We start from the raw sequence: 21,658 nt of genomic DNA on the forward strand, positions 1-21,658 counted from the left end.
CAACACTAATCATGATTAACGCAATATAGTTAAGAACACTTGAATACGATTGGAACATGTTATAAACGATCATAATCATCCCCATGATACAGATTAACAAATACCACAGTGGAATCTTCTGAAAAAGCTGCTTCATTATGATTTACTCCTTATATATTAAATTGGTATGTGTATAAGATATTCTTCAACAGGAATGAAAATTCCTTTATTTAGGTTATGCTCCAAATAATTAATACTATTTATATCCAATTTAAGTATCTTCACAGTAAAAAGGGCTCCCGATAAAGGCGCCCTCTGGTCTGTTCAGCAACTATTTTTGCTTATAAAACTCATGATACAGCTTCATTAACGCCCGCTTCTCAATCCGTGATACATAAGAACGTGAGATGCCCAGTTCCTTCGCAATTTCGCGTTGAGTTCGTTCTTCCCCGCCCGCTTCCAGGCCAAATCGACCGATTACAACTTCCTTCTCCCTATCATCCAGGATGTCGAGATTGCGATAAATTTTGCTTTTTTCAATCTTGAGCTGTACCCGATCTACAACATCATCAGCTTCTGTGCCAAGGATATCGATTAATGTAATTTCATTGCCTTCTTTGTCCGTACCAATGGGGTCGTGCAGGGATACATCTTTGCGTGTTTTCTTCAGGGAACGCAGATGCATAAGTATCTCGTTTTCAATACATCTCGCCGCAAATGTGGCAAGCTTCGTACCTTTGCCTTGTTGAAAACTTTCGATGGCTTTGATCAAACCAATGGTTCCGATGGAAATCAGGTCTTCCTGATCTTCACCCGTATTGTCGAACTTCTTGACGATATGCGCGACGAGGCGCAGATTGTGTTCAATGAGCAAATTGCGAGAGTGGGCATTGCCTTCAGCCATTAGGCGTAAATGTTTGGCTTCATCACCCTCAGCCAGTGGCTGGGGGAACGCATTATTTTTGACATACGAGACGAGTAACGTTAACTCTTTAATGAATAGAGCAATTGCGGTAAACAATCCGGGCACAGATGACACCTCCTGCAGTTTTACAACGATCTGGCCTGAGCACATGTGGGAACAGGGTCGATCTATTGTATGTAGGCAGAGGCCCAGAAGTGCACGTACACTTGAAAAAGGTGAAGCTTCTGTAGTTATTTCACACGCTCACAGAGACAATAGAGCCTACCCGCTGAAGCAGAAGAAATTCTTTCTCCACACTTTGGATAAAATATGTTTTCTCCCCAAATATAACGACATCGTTCTCCGTTAACGGGACATCGCTTTTGAAATAAATCACATTGTCCGTTTCCCGGAATGCACCTTTGTAATAGAACATCCTATTTCGCTCCTTCATGTATCTACCTATGTAATTAACTACCCGCTTCATGTGGATCTGCTTCCTTCATGCTAACATATTCTCTCTCATTCATCATGTCATATTCGCACACTAACCAACATAAAGCCCCAGCCCTGTGCAGAACAGAACTGAGGCTGCATATCGATATGAATTCCTGTTTCTCCTGTCGATTGCTTCAAGAAACTAATTCAAATTAAATCATTTGAAGATTCGTTGAGAGAACTGATACAGTCCACTGTTCCAGACAGATGGTTCGTGTCCACCTACATCCAGATAAAACGTATGCGGAATATTCATGCTACTCAAGCCGTTTTTGAAGTTCTGGCTGACCCATAACAGACCATCACTTGATCCGCAGGAGATCCACAACAATTTGAGTTGGCTAGCGACTTGTCCCGGGTTGGAAACCAGCTGTGATACAGATTGCGTATTCGGTGCAGCCGAGAAGGCTCCTACCCAAGCGAAGGTATTCAGATTTTTCAACCCGAAGTTAAGCGACTGCCCACCACCCATGGACAGACCGGCCAACGCACGACTATTGCGGTCCTTGTACACCGGATAATTGGCTTCGATATGAGGAATCAGATCCTTGAGCAGATCTTGCTCAAACCGTTCAAACGCAGCCACTTTGTCCGGAGCAAAAATGTCACCGACTGGACGGTCGTCCTTCATGGCACGGCCATTCGGCATGACAACGATCATCTGAGACAACTTACCTTCCGAATACAGGTTGTCCAGAATGTTCTTGGGTTTCATTGCGTTAACCCACTCATACTCATCTCCGCCGATGCCATGCAGAAGATACAGGACGTTATACTTTTTATTCGGAGAATATCCTGGCGGTGTATACACGGTCGCTTTGCGTGTATTGCCCACCGTTGTGGAATAATAGGATATCAGATTGGTATTTCCATGCGGAATATTGTTTCGATAGCCATCAAAACCCGATGGTGCCGGCACCACCGGAGTGTTAGCCAGAGCATTGTTTGCGTCATTGCTGGATACATTCATAGATTCATACGCTGTGTTCTGAGCACCAACCTCGCTGGAATCCGTAGCAAAAGCCATTGTTGGGGCAATCATGGCAACGACTATCGAAAGACTTAAAAGGATTGAAATACGTTTTTTCATCTCAATTTCTCCTCTCAATTTTGTCAAACTTAAGTATGCGTTTCTCGAAGTTTCACTGGAGTACGCTTGATGCTGAAGTTCAACTTTTTATAAAGCGGTGAAGCAAGCTTCCTCTCAACCCAAAATTGAAAGCCCTTACAATAAACAGGTTAGATCACCTCCCTTCCCTTCAGAAAAACACTAAAACATGTAGATTTCACTCTGTTTTCCCGACATAGAATTACTTATATAGTATATTTAAACTTATTTATCCATTTTTTGCAACAATATTTTCATTTCTATGGATTCAATTCAATGAATCTTAGAGCATCAGAGTTTTTCTTCTTTATCCTCGAATCATAATTAAAAATGTAAAATACTGTTGTTAAATTGAATATTTTACCTTATTATAGCTTCCATAGGGGGGTGTCTATGAACAATTTCAATTGATTCATAATATTTTTCTTCTGAGATATGCTTACGCAAAAGTTTCAACGTTTCGGCCGCCAATATCTTTTGCAACTACTTTATTTTCTGGGAGGAAAATGATGATGTTCAATGTACGCTTGTCGATCAAAAAAGCGTGGGCTTCATTCCTGGTTATTACATTATTGCTGCCTTTACTTGTGGGGTTATGGCCATCCAATGTCTATGCTGCATCTAACAATGAAGGAAAAATATCCATAACCGCAGATGATGAGTTCACACTTTTTATAAACGGAAGACAGACGGGAAAAGGCACCGACTGGGCCAAAGCCTATACGTTCCCTGTGCCGATTCAATCTGGCATCAATGTGATTGCGGTTCAAGCGAAGGATATAGGCCTCTATGCGGGACTGCTGGCAGACCTTAGCTACGGAGATGAGAATCTGGTTACGGATTTCAACTGGAAAGTATCTGAACGATATGTCGAAGGGTGGGAGCAACCCAAATTCGATGATTCGTCATGGTCACGTGCTACTGACTTCGGTCGGTATGGCAGTGATCCTTGGAAACAGATTAGCGGCATGCCTGAGGAGACCAGTGCACGCTGGATCTGGGCAGGCAAGACCAATGTGGATGCTCCAGTTTCAGAAGCATATTTTCGAATCTCGTTTAACGTATCCGAAGACGGACTGGCTATTAGCAATCCCATTTCTTCTTCTGGTCAATTCGAGCAAGTCGATTATCAGTTAAAACCGACCCAACCCATGCCTGCTTCCATGGTGAAGAGACTTCCCGTGGTAAATGCCGTCTTTGAAACGGTGGAAGAGAAAGGTTCTATAGAACTTAGCACCCAAGAAGCTGCCCAAATCGGTAATAACCTAGCTCCTGGTCAGATCTTTCTCGATCAGTCCTCTGCCCGGGCTATCAAAGTTACAAGCGTCAATAGAAGCTCTGGTGGTATGCGGGTAGATTACACCACTCCGGGTGTGGAGGAATTGTTCGATTACTATGATATTCCCGAGCAGGAGGTCTCGTTCGAAGAGCGTAACATCGTCATGCCTGATCCTGAGATGGTATTGGATAGCAAGGAATGGCTTGTTCAGGAAACCCCATCCTTGTTAGAGACCGATATAACTGACGATGCTGAAATGCGACAGTTCAACATCGACAACACGATTCAAAATGATTTAGATGCAAATATGGATATGCTTGCGGATGCAGAAACAATGGATATCGCTTCCACGGATATCGCACCCATGGATCTGAATGATGTGAATTCTATGGACATGAATGATACAAACGATATGGATCTGAATGAAATAAACTCCACGGAATTAACTGATATTAATTCAACGGATCTGAATGATGTGATTCGTGCTGCTGGAGCAGGTGATTTTGCCAATTGCAAAAAATCCGGCAATGAGTTTGTCTGTGATTTCAAGAAGGTACTTGTAAATCAACAAAATGCAAACGGTAACAAAGTGTTCGTTGAAGCAGGTGGCAAGCTCACCTTGATTGCACCCAAAGTTACGGGGAAATACGGATTTTGGGGGAAATATGATCTGAAATTTACTGCTGGTGAGAAAGCCAACATCTATATCAAAGGTGATGCCAAGTTCAAAAAAGAAGTTAAAGTTCCAATCATGGGCTTAAACATTGGTGCTGGCAACCTCGGAGCCGTATCTGTCGGCGTTTTTCTGGTCATTGGTATTGACGGCAACGTCACCTTTGAATTTCAGGTCGATCAGGGATACACGGTTACCGCGGGAGTCAAAGGGAAAACACGTGTCTTTATTCCCGTGAAGATCCAGCCTTACAGCAGTGTGAACAGATATCTTACGGTAACCCATAAAATTGAAGGACAGATCACTGCTTGGGCAGGAGCCAAAGCGGAAGTCGGTCTGAAAATTGCCGGCAAAAAAATACTTGAGGTAAGTGTTTTTGCCGGCATTGAAGGCACAGGGAAATGGACAAGCAGCAATAATGTGCCCAGTACCATGTCTCTAAAGATTGATGCTCTCGTCAAAGGAGAAGGAGCTGTATTTAATAAGTCCTTCAAACTCTTCGAGCTGCGCTGGAATTTGGTGAATCTGGTGAAAACCCCTACCAATCCGGGAACCGGACAGAACCTGGCACGAAATGCTGCCATAACGGTAACTTCCACCTATCCCGGGTATTCAGCAGCCCGAATTAATGACGGGGATCGTAACACGGCCTTGGGGGAAAATTATAGCTGGGCCAATAACCGTAATTCCTCACTTCCCCAATATGTCGTCATTGATTTGCCGGCATCGAGTTCAATCCAGCGAATGGATCTGTATACCACCCAGGGATACCCGCTTGCCAATTATGATCTGCAATACTGGAATGGCTCAAATTGGGTGAATCTTGTACAGATTACAGGCAATCAAGAGTTAATGCGTTCACACACATTTTCAGCAGTCAGTACCTCCAAGATCCGTGTCGTAGCGAGTAAAGGTCCTTCCCATCAGTCAACCTATGTGCGAATCAATGAGCTTGAAATCTATTAAAACAACATACCCAAAAAGCCTCAGCTCCTGGTTACACAGGATGGCTGAGGCTTTCTTGACATCTGTTTAGTGTACGGATACTGGATTGACTGCCTCTGCACCCTCGGGTGAAGCCAGTCTGTCTTTCATCAACAGACTGATGAACAAGCCCAGCAAACCCAGTGCAGCAATTACTGCGGCATACAAAGGCACTGAGATAAGTCCCGTATGCGTAATTGCATACCCACCCATATAGGCACCGGCGGCATTTCCCAGGTTAAATGCCGAATGACTTGAGGTTGTCGCAAGCAGCGGTGCTTCACGAGTCATATTCATAATCCGAATCTGAAGTCCCGGCATAATACCAAAAGCAGCTACACCCCAGAAGAATATGGTGATTACCGCGAGATAAGGATTCTCTAGTGTAATCGTAAGTGCAGCCAAAAGAACCGCCAGTATCCCAAAGTTGACGATCAACGAAGGCATCAGCTTCCAGTCTGCCAGACGGCCGCCAACCAAATTGCCCAAGGTTACACCGAAGCCAAACAACACCAGAATCCAAGTCACACTTTGCTCCGCAAAACCACTAATATCCACAAGCATCGGCGTAATATAGGTGAAGACTGTAAACAAACTTCCGCACCCCAACGCCCCAATAAGCAGAACCAGCAACACTTGTGGACGTACCAGATTTCGGAATTGCTGACCGAGGTTTGCAGGCGGTCCTTGCGCAATAACCGGAATAAAACGAATAATTCCCATTAATGAGATAATGCCAAGAATTGTAATGGCTCCGAAGGATGATCTCCACCCAAGCTGTTGCCCGATAAATGTACCAAACGGAACGCCAATGATGTTGGCAATCGTTAGCCCCGCGAGAACAACCGATACCGCTCCCGCCCTTCTCTCTGGCGCAACAAGCCGTGTTGCCATGATTGAACCTACACCAAGGAACGTACCATGGGCAAATGCCGTTAAGATCCGTGCCGAGATTAACAACCCATAGGTGGGAGCAATAACGGACAATGCGTTCCCGATAATGAAAATGCACATGAGCAGCACCAGTAGTTTTTTCTGTGGAATCTTGTGCGTAAACACGGTTAAAATCGGCGCACCTACCGCTACACCAAGCGCATATCCCGTAATGAGTTGTCCTGCCTGCGGAATGCTTACATTCAAGTCTGTTGCCACATTGGGCAGCAGGCCCATAATGATAAATTCAGTCATACCAATCGCAAAAGCGCCAATCGTCAGGCATAACAGGGACAATGGAAACGCCCCACGTTTACCCGGCTGCGAAGCCTCTAGTTCTGTTTTGTATCCTGTATTGTGTCCAGTCGTGCTCATAGATGTTCTCTTCTCCAGTCTCTTAATCAACGATTTTCTGTCGCCTTCAACCACAAGGCTTCTGTTAGTTGTTCGAACGTTTCACGCATAGCCAGCTTGTCCCGCCAGTGTGCCGGAATACCACTCAGTCCATAATAAGCACCTGCAATCTGCCCATACACCGCACCCGTGGTATCCGCATCATCACCCAGATTAACAGCTAGCAACGCACCTTCTTCAAAGTTCGCCGATTTATGGAACGCCCAAAGTGCTGCCTCAAGTGAACGAACCACGTAACCACTGCCCTTAATTTCCGGCGGTTCTTTGCTCTGATAGGAACCCATAACAACCTCTTCAATAGCGGGCGAAAAGGCAGGTTCTTCCCTCCACTGTCTGCATGTCTCCGGCATCAGCATGACGCTCTTGTCCGCTCCGCGCAGACCGGCAACAATTATGGCGGCTAGCACTTCACAGGCTTCCACACTTTCCGCTGCGGCATGTGTTGTACGAGAACTCAACCCGGCATAGCGGACCATTTCGTTTGGTTGATTGGCATAAGCCATCGCGACAGGAGCAAGCCTCATGATAGAGCCATTGCCTGCCGTCATCGGGTCAGTTGATCCGCTGTAAGCTTCCCCGGTTATCTCAAATCTCTCCAAGGCACTTCGCGTTGCCCCGCCGATATCAAAGCAATCGCCTGTGCTGCTCATATACCCGACCCTGTACCAATTGGTATATCTGCGCATCTGATCCGCAGGATCAAAGTTTGCCTTGCGTACCAGACTTTCTGCCAAACATAGAGCCATGGATGTATCATCTGTCCACTGTCCAGGTTCCAACCCGAATACGCCGCCTCCCACGATATCCGTTACAGGTTCAAACGTACCCGGACTGCTGAATTCCACGGTAGTTCCGAGCGCATCACCCACTGCAAGCCCGATGAAGCAGCCATTGAAACGGTCTCTTAGCAGCATGCTTGTCTTCCTCCCTTACTCCATATACTTTCAGAATCTTTCTTCTATTTTCCCACAGTGTTTAATCTGGCGTAAAGCTAATATTCCTGATAACAGGAACACGATTTCTTCTATTATAAAAGTGTCGAAAGCTGTTGAACGATCAGAAAAACCAATTTTCATAAAAATTCTTTTATTTTATTATGCTGAAAAAACAGTTTATTCAGTACACCGCTTACATGTAAAGGGCTTAACGGTTTGCAAGGTTCATTACTTTCTGAAAACACGTCATACATACGAAAACTTTCAATGTAAACATTCATAACACACTTGACCCCCAAGTTTGTCCTATGTTACGGTTTTATTAGCTTTTAACGCATATTTTTTCCCAAATTAATATTCATTAACGATAAACTGCGTCAGATAACATTCCGCGGGTTAATGAATATACGGAAATGAATTTGCAGAAAATTTTCATTTTATTTTATCCCAAACTAATTCTGAAACAGGAGGAACAAATTTATGATTAAGGCACTGGTATTTGATTTCGACGGAACGATTATTGATACAGAGACAGCATGGTATATTGCTTTTCGTGATGCTTACAAGGAACATGGCGTAGATCTAACCCTGGAGATGTACTCACAATGCATCGGGACCAGTCTGAAAACATTTAATCCGTATGAGTACCTCATCACAGATTTGAATCTTCCGATCGATCGGGAAGCGTTCAGGGAGTCCGTTCAGTTGCAGCACGCTGCATTGATGAACAAAGAGAAGGTGCGTCCTGGTATTCAGGAATATCTCGAACAAGCACGTGAAGCCGGATTGAAACTCGCTGTAGCCTCCAGCTCCAAACGGGAGTGGGTTGAACAGCATCTGGAACAACTGAAACTGAAAGATTATTTTGAAGTCATTCGTACGGCAGATGATGTAGCGAATGTAAAGCCTGACCCGGAACTCTACACTCAAGCGCTTGAAGCCCTTGGAGTAACTGCAGACGAAGCCGTAGCGATTGAGGATTCACCTAACGGCGCGCGTGCAGCTGCTGCGGCTGGTATGCACTGCGTAGTCATCTCGAATACCATCACAGGAACACTGGAATTCGATATGCCTCACCAACGGCTGTCTTGCTTGACTGACCTTGCATTTAACGATTTGATTTCGAAGCCACTCGTCACTACCGTCTAAGGTTTGCACGAATTTCGCGATTTAATCCTTAAAGGGGGAGTTCACATGAAAGCTGTACATTTTGGTGCGGGCAATATAGGCCGCGGTTTTATCGGTCATATGTTGTCCGCTTCCGACTACGAAGTCTGCTTTGTCGCACGTAACCCGAAGAAAATCTCCATGCTTCAAGAGAGACAGGAATATCCGATTACACTTGCCAATAACGATCAGGACACTACGATTGTCAACAACGTGACGGCGATCAATGTGAGTGAGCAGAATCTGGTTGCGGAAGAGATCGCTTCAGCCGATCTGATCACAACCGCGGTGGGGGTATCTGCACTCGGAGATATCGCCGAACCGATCGCCAAAGGCATTCAACTTCGCATGAAAAACAATAATCAGGCTCCACTGCATATTATCGCTTGCGAGAATGCCATCGGTGGTAGCACCAGGCTGAAGAAACGCATCTATCCATTTCTGGATGAACAAACTCGCAAAAAAGCCGAACGTTATATTTCTTTCCCCAATGCAGCTGTGGACCGGATTGTTCCGGCTCAAAACCACAAAGACCCGCTGCAGGTCACTGTTGAACCTTTTTACGAATGGGTCGTTCATCGTCCAGCACTTCTGGATGGATTCAAGAAAATAAACGGCGTCCACTATGTGGATTCGCTTGAACCTTATATCGAGCGTAAAATGTTTACGGTCAATACAGGCCACTGTGTCGCTGCATACTTCGGCTATCTCGAAGGATTCAAGACGATCCGCCAGGTGATGAGTAACTCCACCCTTCGGGCCAAGGTACGCCATGTTATGGAAGAGACGGGTCAGATGCTTATCCAGAAGCATGGATTCAACGCACAGAAGCATAACAAATATATCGACACCATACTGGAACGCTTCGCCAATCCCAACCTGACGGATCAGGTCACCCGGGTCGGACGTTCCCCCCTTCGCAAGCTTTCGCCTCATGATCGGCTTGTTCGCCCAGCGCTGCAGGCCATTGAATTCGGAATTGACATTCCTCATTTAACTTCTGCTATGGCGGCCGCAATGTTGTTTAATGACAAGCGCGACGAGGAAGCCATGAAGCTACAACACATGATTCGCGAAGATGGCGTCTCCGCCTTCATCCGTGAACGCATGGGAATTCCCGACGAACATCCCGTTCATCAGAATGTAATCGCCCGTTATCAAGAACTTAGAGGGCGCAAGGAATCGACTATACTAACCTGAGTAACGGATCAGGGCATGGGTTCGATCCTGCAAACTGAATAGAAACACGGCCAAGAAGCCGGGAGGAACCTTTGCAGCAGCATCGCTCCTTCCGGCTCTTTGTCTATGCACGGCGTGGCATGGCACGGTACATTCTATCTACATTGTAGTAACGTTAATAAAACAGCGCACCTCCTCTCTCAAGGAAATACGCTGTTTAGGGAATCTTTTTTTTAAATTTACTACATCGTTTGGCTCAGCCTTGGGCCTCAACCCTTTTCTACTCATTCATGATGGAATTAAGGGATGCATATGCCATGGGCAGGAAACCTTCCGAAGGTTCACCAATAGGTGCTTGGATGTGGAAAATGTAACCATTCCCGTTCAGTTCTTTGACAATAAAGTACTCTGTTTTCTTATCATTCTGGGACATCATGTACAATTTTGCATCCTTCATCGGGCCGTTGCTGAGTTGTTCAGCCGTTAACTGCTTCACTTCTCCGGTCTCGGACAACTCTTCCTTGGCATCCATCTTCAGCGCATCCAGATTGTAATTCACCGGCAACTTCTCAATCTCTACCTCATAATCGGGATCAATCTTCATTGTTAATTCATGGTCTTCGGCGTCAAAAGCCATCGGTTCAAACACATAAAGTGAATAACCTTTCGCTTGTGCCAGTGTGACTGGACGTTTCTCGGTCATTCCTTCTACCGTCACTTCCAACTCTGATGTCTTCGGACGATCGGAAGTTACTGTACCGCCTGTATTGGAACCGTTATTGTCATCACTCGATTCAATCTTTGCAATCTCTGTAAGTACCAACTGTTTTGTTGTTGCATCAATCGTTTTCTCTACATATTTGAAACGAACGGAATCTTCGTCATCGATATCATCCAGAGACTTCTGCAGATCTTCGCTCACCTGGAATGACATCGGCTTCTCATTCACTCGAATCTCAACGGTATGCGGATCAGCCCACCCAGTCAGAATACCTTCTGCTTCTATTACAGCACTTTCATTCGGTTGTTGCTCCGGTGCTGGTGACTGTTCTTCCGTATTATTCACTGGCGGCTGTGCAGCAGGATTACTGTTCCCACAGGCCACAAGCGAGAATCCCATAAGTAAAACCAGGAGTGATGCACTGACTTTCATTGTATTTCCTTTTCGCATATGAACACCTCCGTTAGCTTATACGCAATGATGCTTGTCCATGTTGCTTCTCATCCATTGGCTTGGCTGTATACTAGTACTTACACGGGAGACAGGCAGCTCAATCATGCAAAATGTCTGAACGATTTTTGTAGTCCTCTACCTAACTGGCCTGATCCATCTGTACCAGTTTGGCATTGGCTACGTTAAATGCTTTGGTCTGGAGGTTAAATTGCTTGCGGAATTCAGCAAGCTTCGCATATTCGCTATTTCGTAACCGAATGGCTCGCTTGATCTTAACCAGATTAGGTTCTGCACTTTCTCTCATCAGATCATACAACTGCTCATCGCCACTCAGACTCAGCTGATACGAGGCAATAAAATTTTCCAATGCACGCGCTCTTGCTTCATATTGATCCAGCACCTTCTCAGCCTGTGCCAACGTTTCTTTGTTTTCAAATGATAGTTCTTTCAATGAACTGCGCAGGTCTACCGCCTTCTCGTTGGTCTGTTTCATGGCCTCTTCCGCCTCTTTCAACAACGTGCTTCGTTCATCAATATGATCTGCTGCCTGATCCAGAAGTGCTTCGAGATCACTGTTTTTGTTCTTGCTTTTGTCTAAAATGGACTTGTATAACTTCATATCTTCCTGCTCATGACTGGTCAGATTGTTCAAACTCTGATCAATCTTCTGACCACTGAGCACCAATTGGTTTACCTGATTTGCCGCAGGCTCCTGCGGATCTCCACAACCACTCGCCAGCAAAACTAGCAATACACTAACTGCTGCAAGCGCCACTTTTTTACTCGTTAGCACCAAAGTCCTTCCTCTCTTGCATCATCTTGTTGTTATATTACAAGCGTGTATCTCCGCTAAAATTGGCTACCCAGTGTGCATCCGGATCGTATACTTCGAACTCGTAACCCCGATCTTCGAGTAACTTCAGAATACGTGGTAAAGCCTGAACCGTCTGCTCGCGCTCATGCATCAGAATCACTTCCTTATCCCGATGTACACTTTTGCTCACCCGGGCCACAATCTTGTCTGGCTGACCGGGAAGATTCCAATCGAGTGAATCTGTCGTCCAGTCCCACATTTTGAACCCGGCCGCAGCAATATCACCTCTGAACGTCTCACCGATCTGTGGACTGCTGCCATAAGGTGCACGAATCAGATGAGGTGTAAAACCAATCAGGTCTTGCACCATCTTCTGCTCTTTTTTGAACTCTTTCACAAAGTTTGCAGAACTGCCGCTCTTATACAGCTTTTTGTAGTTATGCGTCATGCTATGAAGTCCAGGATAACTGCCTTCCTTCAACAGCCGTTTCACTGCATCTGGATGCTGATTCAGCTGTCGTCCGATCATGAAAAAGGTAGCCTTCGCTTCGTGTTGCTTCAAAATATCCAGCAATTGTTCCGTATACTCCGTTGGGCCATCATCAAACGTTATGTATGCCAATTTGCGAACCTGGCCCTGGAACCGTGCCGGCTCCTCCTTCGCATCCGGAGTAACTTGTATCATGCCGAGCTTGGCCGGCTGTTCGATTACAGTCATCGGAGGCGGCGCCACAACGCTTTTGATCCAATGCGTCATGCCAAGGAATATATAGGTTACACCGGTAACGAACAATACCAGAAGCATTAGAGCTATGCTAATCCTTCCATACCGGATTTTTCTTCGTTTATGTGTTTTCTTGCGACTTGTGCTAGGCGGAATACTTCCACGTTCTCCCGCTCTCTCTTGCTGGACTCTCACTGCCATGCCACTTCCTTACTTTCATTTATTCCCGATTATTGGTATATTATCTCGTTTCATGTCTCTATATAGAAGATTAATAGAAAAATGGATCGGGAGAATGACAGAATAGTTACAAGCCCGGTTACAATCTACTTATCTCTTCGCTCTATATATCTTTCCTGCGGTTACCTTCTCCTGTATAATGAAGTGATTTACGCCATCAGACTTCAAGAAGGAGCTACACCCATGACAAGTTTGAACCGTGCCGGCAGATCCATCTATCTGTTATTCTTTGTCGGCATTATCGCGATTTCTTTCTCTTCGATCTTTGTACGCTGGTCTACCGCAGATGTTGCGGTCATTGCCATGTACCGTCTATTTCTGACCAATCTGTTGATGCTCCCTTTTGTCTGGAAATATAGACACGAGATGATGCGTCTGAATGCACGACAGTGGGGATTGCTGCTTGCATCCGGTGTGATGTTGGCCCTTCATTTCCTGCTCTGGATGGGTTCGCTTCGGCTCACCAGTGTTGCCAGTTCCACCGTTATTCTTGCGCTGGAGCCTATACTGATTCTTGCAGGTTCGGTATGGCTGTTCAAAGCCAAAATTAACCGGATGATGATCATCGGCATGGGCATCGCCCTGCTTGGCTCGATTGTCATTGGTGCAGGAGATTTCCAGTTGGCAGGTACTGCCCTGCAAGGGGATATCCTGTCTTTACTTGGCACAATTGCCGTCGCTGTCCATATGCTGCTGGGTCAATTTTTACGAGCGGGACTTAGTGCATTTACGTATAACTTCTGGGTATTTCTTGTCGCTGCTTGTACGTTGGCGGTATATAATCTGATTATGGGCCACCCATTCGGGGGTTACGCTGCGTCAGAGTGGGGAATCTTCCTGCTGCTTGCCATTGTACCAACGATCTTCGGACATTATCTCTTCAACTGGTTGCTTCAATATATGAATGCCACGACGGTATCCATGGGTGTACTTGGGGAACCCGTATTCTCTTCATTACTGGCTTGGATGCTGCTCGGCGAATCGCTCAGTGCAATACAGATGTCTGCCGGGGGCGTCATTATATTCGGGGTATGGATCTTCATTCGATATGGCAAAACCAAACCTCAGATTGCTTCAACAGAAGCCTCTGTTGCGGGAAAAGGGTCTATTGAACCTACAACGGTATAACGTATTTTTTCGTAAATCATAGTTATAAAAGACTCTACCACTCTCATAAGGCGGTGTATTTTGATGAAAAATATTGTATCCATGCGCTGGCTGCTGGCCAGAATGTATGAACCGGATGTCGTCATAGCAGATTGCCGATTCTTGCTCGGTCAGCCGGAGGCTGGAAGACAAGCCTATGAAGCTGGACATATTCCAGGGGCTGTCTATCTCGATTTGGAAAAAGATCTGTCTTCTCCTGTATCTGCGCACGGAGGACGTCACCCTCTTCCTGATCCGGCTGTTCTCGCAAGTCGACTCTCCAAAGCTGGCATCGGCTCCAATAGTCGTATTGTTGCTTATGACGATCAAGGCGGGATGAATGCATCTCGGCTATGGTGGCTGCTTCGCTATATCGGTCATGAGCAGGTGTATATCATGGACGAAGGTTTCTCCGCTTGGCAAAATGCCAAGTTCCCGGTGACTCAGGATGTGCCCGTTCAGATCCCGTCTTCCTTTGAGGTGAACCTACAGCCGCAGATGCTGGCGAGTATACAGGATGTACAACAAGTCTCGGTAACTGGCAGCGCTGTGTTGATCGATTCTCGCGATGCCCGCCGGTATGCGGGGCTGGAGGAACCGATTGATGCCAAGGCCGGACATATTCCGGGTGCAGTGAATTATTTTTGGAAAGATGTGTTGGATTGGGATGGACGTTGGACAGATACTGGGGTGTTAGAAGAGCGCTTTAGTAAGCTGGACAAGGATGGTGCGATTATCGTGTATTGCGGCTCTGGTGTCTCTGCCTGCCCGAATGTGATTGCGCTGGAAGAAGCAGGGTTCTCGAATGTAAGATTGTATTCCGGAAGCTGGAGCGACTGGATCAGTTATGAGGAGAATCCGGTGGCTATAGGTGATACGGAAGCGGATAAAGACGTATAGCAGTGTATCGATGTTGAATACATCGCCAGGTGGCTTATCTTCCCCGGCGATGTATTTTTCTTTGTTTGGATTCATGATAATAGAAAAACCGTGATGGATATCTGTCCACCACGGTTGAATCATGAAATCTATTATTGCTTTTTACTTAAAGATACATTTGCTGTTAACGTCTTGTCGATCGTCGTCCAGTTGACATAAGCACCGAGTATTTCATTAATAACAGAAACTGGAATGACAGTTTCACCATTTAAAAGCTTTGGTACGTTACTATTGAATACTAGTTTATCGTTAATTGAATACACATCTGAACCAATTTGAGCACTTATATTTTTCGTACCTAATTTGATTTGCGTGGTACGCGTCTTATGATCCCATTTTACTGTGCTGCCCAATAGCTCCGAAATGGTTCGAATCGGTACGTAGAACTCATCATTATGAACAACCGGTTTGATTGTCGTACCACCTACATTCATAGCAACATCAACATATTCAAGGAAATCAGTCTTTCGAATGAGTCCATGAACCCCTTTGGTTCGGTCTACAACCTGAGATACTTCATAATCCGTTGCGGCCGATAGGTACGCATAAGCTACACTTCTATCCATATCAAGCTTATCGGATAAGAATTGAATCGATTCACGTACTGATTCTTTCATAGCTTCATCCAAATCAGGGTCCAGTCCAATCGGAATCCAATAATCCTCTGTTTCAGCAAAGGGTTGCGTGAATTCTCCACTGTGTGGCAGTGATGGATCACCTTTCTTTAACACCGTCAACCGAACTGTCCCCCTTAAGGAAGCTTCCAATGCAGTTAACGCCACTTCTCCATCTCCTTGAGCAAAGTGTGGATCTCCAGTATAGAATAGACCGCCTTTAACTTGAATCGGATAATAAATAGTTGCACCAACACCCAACTCATTAATATCCATATTCCCTCCTGTTTCAATAGGTGGAATCGAACTCACAACTTCACTGGTATTTGGTGCAACCCCCATAACACCTAGAAACGGGTTAATGGGGAAACGTACATTTTTGCCAGCTTTTGTTGGTAATACCCCATACCAGTTGCCGTTGATTTCTTCAATAGGCGTAAATATAGATACATTATTATATAATTCCGGTTTTGTTGCGCTAGCTCCCTCTTGTGGGCCTGTATTTTCTGGAAATTCGTTAGGAAGGGCACCTTTACCATGGCGGTTAGAAATGACACCATATGGAACTCGCGTTTGCAATGAAAGGACTTCTACTTTAAGAACATCACCCGGCTCTGCCCCCTCAACCGCTACTGGCCCAGTGATAATATGAGGTCCGTCTTTTACAAAATCATGCTTAATCTCAGAAGCTGCAATTGCCTTCGCATCATCCAACACGCCATCGGATGAGATACCAAATTTGCCGAAGTACTCGCCTGGATTTCTCCCTTGATCCTCCATCAGTCCCTCATGCGATACCGTGTCAAATGTTACAGCACTTCCTGATGGTACAGTAAGAATCGGAGAGCTGTCTCGATTAGGCAGTGATCCCCAGCGAATGTTCTCAATCGCAGACGTTACATAATAATCACCTTCAACCTTTGCAAGGGTTGTTGGTTGCAGTGGCATACTAAAGCCCACTGAAGGTAGAGCAAATGTAAACATACTTATAATCCCTACTGAAACCCCAAATTTCCTAATCGTTCGGTTAATAAACATAACGCTCCCCCTCTGTACTATGTAATATTACCTAACACAAATAAACACTAACATATAAATACATTTACAACAATATTTTTTTGTTAAAAAACATAACATTAGGTGGCTACTATTTAAGAATGAACTTATAAAAATAAATGATATGTCATTATACTTACCATATGAAAGACAACTCACGAATGTGGAGTTGTATTCCGGAAGGTGGATTGACTGGATTAGTTATGAAGAAAATCCGGTGGCTACCGGCGAAGAGATAGATACGGAGCACAAGTCTACAGGATCTCACAGCAAATACACCGCCATGCAGGCTGATGCCTGGGGCGGTGTATTTGCCGGGCCTCAGCGTCACCCGGGAATACGGGAGAGAGGCATCGTTGCACGGGAAGACTGATCCAACCAGATCCTTTCCCGCTTAATGAAACAAAATCTGTAAAAGAAAATGAGGAGAAGCATTCATGAGTCCATGAATCAGAATAATCACCCATATTTTACGATAACGGGCCCACATATAACCAAGAAACAGACCCGCAACCCCATGATTTGCAATCACTGTTGCCACATCTATATCCCACTGACCATTTCCTTGAATGGCGATATGCCAAATGGACCATAGTATTGAAACTAGTAGTATGGCTGGCCATCTTCCAAGCAACGCCTCCAATCGGGTTTGCATCCATACTCGATAAAAAACTTCCTCCAATACGCTATTGATCACAAAACCAATCAACACCAAGAGAAGTAATTCAGTCGTATCGGTTCCTACAATTGCTCCTTCTGGTTGTGCAATTGGGGAATAGAACTTTAGATAACACCACACCACAATAACGATTAGTGGTGCGATGACGTGTCTGTGGGTGCGAGGCTTTGCAGAGATATTATCTTGCTGCCCACCAGTCATTTTTCGATAAATCAGCAATAAAATCAATGGGATGAACAATAATGTCGTCAACTTGAACGTCAAATAATATAGCTGGAAATGTAATCCTTGCGGGTCTATCGTTATCAGAGAAACCGTAAATAAAATGCCTGACAGCAATAATACAATGGATTGAACGACCAAGTGCTTTTTCTCCATTTGCTTGAAATAAAAGAGATCTTGACTTTTATAAGGAATCATACGGATTAGAACAATGCCAAGGAATGCCGGCAACATACTATGCCATATTGGAATCACTTCCTCACGATCAGCCGTGTACCTTATATTCAAGTTTCCTGTCCACACTAACCACAATACAGCAGCAAATATCATGATCATGCATAATAAGCCGATTGCCTTTCCCCATGCTGGAAACATTACTTTGAATTGCTGATTCATTCCAATTCCCCTCCTTGAGTGCTATGTCGCCTTTGCTTCTTTTTTTAATTCAATTGAGTTAAATAAACTCTAGCACATCTCATCTTCATCGTCTATTTATTTCAGTTGAGTTAAATAATATGATATTCTGTGTGTATGCCAAAAATCGTGGACCATGAGAAGATGAAGAATATTATTGCTGAAGCAACTTGGAAAATCATTAGTGAGCAAGGCATTCATCATGCAACGTCAAGAACAATTGCGAAGGAAGCCGGATTATCACAAGGAGCCTTAAGACATTATTTTTCCAAACAAGAGAGCCTGCTAGCATTTGCAATGGAGTTAGTTAAAGAAAAGGTACTTACTCGTCTAAGGAATCTGAATGCAAAAGGACTGGCGCCTCAAGAAAGAATTGTTGAATACTTGCTCGAGCTAGTTCCTACGGATGAACAAACATTATTGGAAATGGAGGTTTGGTTTGCATTTGTAACCTATGGAAAGACGCAAAAAGGGTTCGATGCCAATTATGAGGACCTGCAGAGTGCAATCAGGAACTGCATTATGTACTTAAAAAATGAAGGTCTTCTGCGCACTACCGATGAAGAGAAGGAACACGAAAAGCTGTATGCCTTTATGAATGGGATGGCTCTCAATTTGTATCTAGAGCCGCATAAGATAAATCGAACACGAAGCAAAGAAATGATACAAGACTATATCCATTGGATTATACGTTGAAGGAAAGCATGACACACAGATCGGGGAGTTAAGTTAGCGTGCCAAAGCGTAGCAGAATCCCATCTGCAGCAGGAGCGACTGAATAAGTTATGAGGAAAATCCGGTGGTTATCGGGGAAAAATAAAGATTAAGAACCCGCGTCTGACGCGGGCTTCTTTGTGCTTTCTATACATCCATATCCATGCATTTCAGGAGCTTACCTCTCCGACTTCTGTAACGTTTAGATTCAGCTTATGTTTTTCGCATACTTCGTAAAAATCTTTCGAAACAATGGGTTTGAAGATATTGATATAATCCAGCATAAAAAATTCATGCTCGCCAATTCGCTCTTTATGAAGGCAGATTCGAGATACAACTTTGACGTTCTTACGTGGAGGCTGTTCTACAGATGCAGCAATGACTGCTTTGCGCCCATATTCGGAACGTTCATAATCAAAAACATCCAAACGATCAAGGTGATGTGCAATCCAATAGGTTTGATCAACCGAACGACCGTCATGGTAACATACCGTTGTCGGAATAAACTGTGTGTTTGTCTTCGTTTCCTCCAGCAGCTTTTTAAAACGATCTGATACGTGTCTTGTGCCTGTGATCGTCTCAAAATAATCTACATTCAGGTTGCGCACCGAGGACAGTAACTCAACCTCTGCGGTTGTCCCCTCTGGCAACCGATTCTCTACCGCCAGATAATTCACCTCTAATTGGGGAGTGAAAATCGTTCCACCACTAATAAACCCTCTACGTGGATATTGAGATTCCAGAAAATAATAGTCCAAAGAATGATGTCTCCTTTCCAATTGAAGTGCTTTTCATCCATTTTACATCTTTGCATGCAAAATAGGGGCCGGGTTACTCATGAACATGAGTGCCCTGCCCCTTGCTTTAATATACATATGAATATACAGACCTTAAGCAACACTATAACAGATCGAAAAGAAACAGTCTATATTTTTGGGGAAATGTTCTATATATTTAGGTTGCTGGCCGGCAAAATACAGATGAAACGGAGCATAAATCAATGAATTCCAACAACCATCTTACTCGTGAAGAATTACAGGATTATCTGTACAATGTATTTGGTGCCGGTTACCACATAACGCAGAGCGCAAGAATTCATGGAGGCGCACAAAAAGTCATTTACAAAATTGATTGCACGAATGGTTTCACTTGTATGTTTTACGTTTGGGATATTTCCAGCAACTATTTTCAGGAAGAGATCTTGAATGACTCCACTTTCCACAGTTCCTATGGCAGCGAACTTTTCTCTTTGAATACTCGCTTTCTCGCTCAACATGGAATTCGAACACCAATCTTGTATGATCTAAATAACGATAGAGACCGACACTCTTATGATTTTGCTCTTGTTGAGTATGTGGATGGACAAAAAGCCGAAGCCTATTTCCAGCATAAAAACCACAAAGATCGGGATGTGTTGTTTCAACGGATCAGGGATATGTTGTCTAATATGCATAACATCCAAAGAAACGTTTATGGAAACGCCAACAATAACAACAAAAAGGCTGGGCCTTGCTACCAAGTTCAGCGCTTAGATGCCGAAGCAGCCTTATCCTATGCATCCAAGCACATGACAGATATAAGGAATAATGACGAAAGGCTGCTTGAGAAACTTTACGAATTGGAAGCAGCCATTCAACCCAGAGATCTCTATAGTTTCATTCATGGAGAGTTAGGTCCGGATCATATATGGATAGATCATGCTATGCAACCATGCCTTATTGATATTGAGGGCGCAGGATTTTTCGATCTCGAACATGAGCATAGCTTTCTGGAGTTTCGATTTGGAGACTTTTATCACTACTTAAAAAATAATGATCTCGACCCGGAGCGGATGACATTTTATCGATTTTGCCATCATTTGTCCTTGATATCAGGAGGATTGAAACTGCTTCACAGACAATTCCCCGATCAGCAATTCGCAAGAGGCCTCGCGGAGTATCATGCCAGATGTGCAATTCAGATGCTTAGCCAAAAAGTTTAATTATCCCGCTTAATCAAACTGTGATAACACTATAAACATGAATATGGATATAAGCCTGAAAGGAGGTTTGAACATGGAATTTATTTACGAAGATGAAAAACTTGCAGTGAGCTTTATTCAAGCCATTCACACTGGAGATATTCCATCGTTACAGCAACTGCTGGCAGAGAATCCCGGGTTGGCAAAGATAAGAATATTGGAAAGAAAGCCTGACAACGTAGATTCAGATTCCAGAATCTCTCGAACGCTGCTGCACGTGGTAACGGATTGGCCGGGGCACTTCCCTAATGGAGCGGATACCGTGCGAGTGTTGACCAAGTTCGGTGCGGAAGTGAACGCTCCTTTTGTCGGTCCAAACATCGAGACACCTTTGCATTGGGCTGCAAGCTCCAATGATGTTCAAGTGCTCGATGCCCTTCTTGATGCTGGCGCAGATATTGAAGCCCCTGGCGCAGTCATCGCCGGAGGCACACCGCTGGACGATGCTATTGCTTTCGCACAATGGAATGCAGCACGGCGCTTGGTTGAGCGCGGCGCGATCTTTGCCCTTTGGCATGCGGCCGCCCTAGGAGATATTCACGCCATACAAGAACACTTTAAAGGAGCTAAACTCCCAGAACGTTATCCTTGGGGAACAAGCACCTCCCCTTCTCCTCCCGATGCAGTAACCGTTGCTTTCTGGTGTGCTTGCCATGGAGGACAAAGAGAATCAGCCGAGTACCTACTTGACCAAGGTGCCGAATTGAATTGGATAGCCAGCTGGGATGGATTGACTCCACTGGACACAGCAAAACGTAATTTTTCAGCTGAACTGATCCCGTGGCTTGAAAGTCAAGGTGCCAAATCCGCTAGCGAGATTCACAGGTAGATGAATGGCTAGCATAGAAT

General features: G+C 44.7%; 20 protein-coding genes. 9 read left to right on the forward strand and 11 right to left on the reverse strand.

Annotated features, from left to right (window positions below):
- Positions 1–310: 310 nt before the first annotated feature.
- From sigK to MHB85_RS22720, 3 genes are all read right to left on the reverse strand, one after another.
- Positions 311–1,009 (reverse strand): RNA polymerase sporulation sigma factor SigK, encoded by a 699-nt coding sequence (gene sigK / locus MHB85_RS22710; RefSeq protein WP_017687130.1) that lies wholly within the window; start codon positions 1,007–1,009, stop codon positions 311–313.
- A 130-nt stretch (positions 1,010–1,139) separates the two neighbouring features.
- Positions 1,140–1,319, reverse strand: a complete 180-nt coding sequence (locus MHB85_RS22715) for a hypothetical protein (protein ID WP_192133570.1) — start codon at positions 1,317–1,319, stop codon at positions 1,140–1,142.
- A 219-nt stretch (positions 1,320–1,538) separates the two neighbouring features.
- On the reverse strand, positions 1,539–2,471 hold the full coding sequence (locus MHB85_RS22720) for an alpha/beta hydrolase (protein ID WP_105599809.1): 933 nt from the start codon (positions 2,469–2,471) through the stop codon (positions 1,539–1,541).
- A 530-nt stretch (positions 2,472–3,001) separates the two neighbouring features.
- Here MHB85_RS22720 and MHB85_RS22725 point away from each other — a divergent pair.
- Positions 3,002–5,407: a galactose-binding domain-containing protein gene (locus tag MHB85_RS22725; protein ID WP_341073722.1), complete on the forward strand. Its 2,406-nt coding sequence runs from the start codon at positions 3,002–3,004 to the stop codon at positions 5,405–5,407.
- Positions 5,408–5,473: 66 nt separating this feature from the next.
- Here the strand turns inward: MHB85_RS22725 and MHB85_RS22730 are convergent, their stop codons facing one another.
- The gene (locus MHB85_RS22730; RefSeq protein WP_244660996.1) at positions 5,474–6,733 is read right to left on the reverse strand and encodes an MFS transporter; all 1,260 of its coding nucleotides are present in this window, start codon (positions 6,731–6,733) and stop codon (positions 5,474–5,476) included.
- A gap of 26 nt (positions 6,734–6,759) precedes the next feature.
- Complete coding sequence (locus MHB85_RS22735) at positions 6,760–7,686, reverse strand: ADP-ribosylglycohydrolase family protein (protein WP_192133566.1); 927 nt, start codon at positions 7,684–7,686, stop codon at positions 6,760–6,762.
- Between the two features lie 501 nt (positions 7,687–8,187).
- On the opposite strand from MHB85_RS22735, the gene MHB85_RS22740 reads away from it, so the two are divergent.
- Together MHB85_RS22740 and MHB85_RS22745 are read left to right on the forward strand one after the other, a co-directional pair.
- Complete coding sequence (locus MHB85_RS22740) at positions 8,188–8,856, forward strand: HAD family hydrolase (protein ID WP_091013734.1); 669 nt, start codon at positions 8,188–8,190, stop codon at positions 8,854–8,856.
- Positions 8,857–8,901: 45 nt separating this feature from the next.
- A complete protein-coding gene (locus MHB85_RS22745; protein ID WP_341073724.1) occupies positions 8,902–10,074 on the forward strand; it encodes a mannitol-1-phosphate 5-dehydrogenase in 1,173 nt (390 codons plus the stop codon).
- Between the two features lie 259 nt (positions 10,075–10,333).
- Here MHB85_RS22745 and MHB85_RS22750 read toward each other — a convergent pair whose 3' ends face one another.
- From MHB85_RS22750 to MHB85_RS22760, 3 genes are all read right to left on the reverse strand, one after another.
- A complete protein-coding gene (locus tag MHB85_RS22750) occupies positions 10,334–11,224 on the reverse strand; it encodes a hypothetical protein (RefSeq protein ID WP_341073725.1) in 891 nt (296 codons plus the stop codon).
- 142 nt (positions 11,225–11,366) lie between these two features.
- Entirely contained in the window at positions 11,367–12,020 is a 654-nt protein-coding gene (locus MHB85_RS22755; RefSeq protein WP_341073727.1) for a YkyA family protein, read from the reverse strand.
- Positions 12,021–12,057: 37 nt separating this feature from the next.
- Entirely contained in the window at positions 12,058–12,966 is a 909-nt protein-coding gene (locus tag MHB85_RS22760) for a polysaccharide deacetylase family protein (protein WP_341073729.1), read from the reverse strand.
- Positions 12,967–13,188: 222 nt separating this feature from the next.
- On the opposite strand from MHB85_RS22760, the gene MHB85_RS22765 reads away from it, so the two are divergent.
- Together MHB85_RS22765 and MHB85_RS22770 are read left to right on the forward strand one after the other, a co-directional pair.
- Entirely contained in the window at positions 13,189–14,133 is a 945-nt protein-coding gene (locus tag MHB85_RS22765; protein WP_341073730.1) for a DMT family transporter, read from the forward strand.
- Positions 14,134–14,196: 63 nt separating this feature from the next.
- Positions 14,197–15,051, forward strand: a complete 855-nt coding sequence (locus tag MHB85_RS22770) for a sulfurtransferase (protein WP_341073732.1) — start codon at positions 14,197–14,199, stop codon at positions 15,049–15,051.
- Positions 15,052–15,182: 131 nt separating this feature from the next.
- Here MHB85_RS22770 and MHB85_RS22775 read toward each other — a convergent pair whose 3' ends face one another.
- On the reverse strand, positions 15,183–16,742 hold the full coding sequence (locus MHB85_RS22775) for an acetamidase/formamidase family protein (protein WP_341073734.1): 1,560 nt from the start codon (positions 16,740–16,742) through the stop codon (positions 15,183–15,185).
- Between the two features lie 142 nt (positions 16,743–16,884).
- Between MHB85_RS22775 and MHB85_RS22780 the strand changes: the two genes are divergently transcribed.
- Complete coding sequence (locus MHB85_RS22780) at positions 16,885–17,133, forward strand: hypothetical protein (RefSeq protein ID WP_341074296.1); 249 nt, start codon at positions 16,885–16,887, stop codon at positions 17,131–17,133.
- A gap of 21 nt (positions 17,134–17,154) precedes the next feature.
- On the opposite strand, the gene MHB85_RS22785 is transcribed toward MHB85_RS22780, so the two are convergent.
- Positions 17,155–18,057, reverse strand: coding sequence for a CPBP family intramembrane glutamic endopeptidase (locus MHB85_RS22785; RefSeq protein ID WP_341073735.1), 903 nt, complete (start codon positions 18,055–18,057; stop codon positions 17,155–17,157).
- 147 nt (positions 18,058–18,204) lie between these two features.
- Here MHB85_RS22785 and MHB85_RS22790 point away from each other — a divergent pair, with 147 nt between their 5' ends.
- The gene (locus MHB85_RS22790; protein WP_341073736.1) at positions 18,205–18,771 is read left to right on the forward strand and encodes a TetR/AcrR family transcriptional regulator; all 567 of its coding nucleotides are present in this window, start codon (positions 18,205–18,207) and stop codon (positions 18,769–18,771) included.
- Between the two features lie 188 nt (positions 18,772–18,959).
- Here the strand turns inward: MHB85_RS22790 and MHB85_RS22795 are convergent, their stop codons facing one another.
- On the reverse strand, positions 18,960–19,547 hold the full coding sequence (locus MHB85_RS22795; RefSeq protein ID WP_341073737.1) for an imm11 family protein: 588 nt from the start codon (positions 19,545–19,547) through the stop codon (positions 18,960–18,962).
- A gap of 242 nt (positions 19,548–19,789) precedes the next feature.
- Here MHB85_RS22795 and MHB85_RS22800 point away from each other — a divergent pair, with 242 nt between their 5' ends.
- Together MHB85_RS22800 and MHB85_RS22805 are read left to right on the forward strand one after the other, a co-directional pair.
- A complete protein-coding gene (locus MHB85_RS22800; protein WP_341073739.1) occupies positions 19,790–20,770 on the forward strand; it encodes a phosphotransferase in 981 nt (326 codons plus the stop codon).
- A 73-nt stretch (positions 20,771–20,843) separates the two neighbouring features.
- Positions 20,844–21,638 carry an ankyrin repeat domain-containing protein gene (locus MHB85_RS22805; RefSeq protein WP_192133556.1) on the forward strand — a complete coding sequence of 265 codons (795 nt, stop codon included), beginning with the start codon at positions 20,844–20,846 and terminating at the stop codon, positions 21,636–21,638.
- Positions 21,639–21,658: the final 20 nt, after the last annotated feature.

It is taken from the genome of Paenibacillus sp. FSL K6-4396, assembly GCF_038002525.1.
In the GTDB taxonomy this organism is placed as follows: Bacteria; Bacillota; Bacilli; order Paenibacillales; family Paenibacillaceae; genus Paenibacillus; species Paenibacillus amylolyticus_B.

What these genes read in the sequence shown, in the direction of transcription:
- MHB85_RS22735 (WP_192133566.1), bottom strand. Translation starts at nt 7,686, where the DNA reads ATGCTGCTAAGAGACCGTTTCAATGGCTGCTTCATCGGGCTTGCAGTG.
- MHB85_RS22745 (WP_341073724.1), top strand. Translation starts at nt 8,902, where the DNA reads ATGAAAGCTGTACATTTTGGTGCGGGCAATATAGGCCGCGGTTTTATC.
- MHB85_RS22725 (WP_341073722.1), top strand. Translation starts at nt 3,002, where the DNA reads ATGTTCAATGTACGCTTGTCGATCAAAAAAGCGTGGGCTTCATTCCTG.
- MHB85_RS22785 (WP_341073735.1), bottom strand. Translation starts at nt 18,057, where the DNA reads ATGAATCAGCAATTCAAAGTAATGTTTCCAGCATGGGGAAAGGCAATC.
- MHB85_RS22740 (WP_091013734.1), top strand. Translation starts at nt 8,188, where the DNA reads ATGATTAAGGCACTGGTATTTGATTTCGACGGAACGATTATTGATACA.
- MHB85_RS22775 (WP_341073734.1), bottom strand. Translation starts at nt 16,742, where the DNA reads ATGTTTATTAACCGAACGATTAGGAAATTTGGGGTTTCAGTAGGGATT.
- MHB85_RS22765 (WP_341073730.1), top strand. Translation starts at nt 13,189, where the DNA reads ATGACAAGTTTGAACCGTGCCGGCAGATCCATCTATCTGTTATTCTTT.
- MHB85_RS22770 (WP_341073732.1), top strand. Translation starts at nt 14,197, where the DNA reads ATGAAAAATATTGTATCCATGCGCTGGCTGCTGGCCAGAATGTATGAA.
- MHB85_RS22780 (WP_341074296.1), top strand. Translation starts at nt 16,885, where the DNA reads ATGTCATTATACTTACCATATGAAAGACAACTCACGAATGTGGAGTTG.
- MHB85_RS22720 (WP_105599809.1), bottom strand. Translation starts at nt 2,471, where the DNA reads ATGAAAAAACGTATTTCAATCCTTTTAAGTCTTTCGATAGTCGTTGCC.
- MHB85_RS22715 (WP_192133570.1), bottom strand. Translation starts at nt 1,319, where the DNA reads ATGTTCTATTACAAAGGTGCATTCCGGGAAACGGACAATGTGATTTAT.
- MHB85_RS22760 (WP_341073729.1), bottom strand. Translation starts at nt 12,966, where the DNA reads ATGGCAGTGAGAGTCCAGCAAGAGAGAGCGGGAGAACGTGGAAGTATT.
- MHB85_RS22800 (WP_341073739.1), top strand. Translation starts at nt 19,790, where the DNA reads ATGAATTCCAACAACCATCTTACTCGTGAAGAATTACAGGATTATCTG.
- MHB85_RS22750 (WP_341073725.1), bottom strand. Translation starts at nt 11,224, where the DNA reads ATGCGAAAAGGAAATACAATGAAAGTCAGTGCATCACTCCTGGTTTTA.
- MHB85_RS22730 (WP_244660996.1), bottom strand. Translation starts at nt 6,733, where the DNA reads ATGAGCACGACTGGACACAATACAGGATACAAAACAGAACTAGAGGCT.
- MHB85_RS22805 (WP_192133556.1), top strand. Translation starts at nt 20,844, where the DNA reads ATGGAATTTATTTACGAAGATGAAAAACTTGCAGTGAGCTTTATTCAA.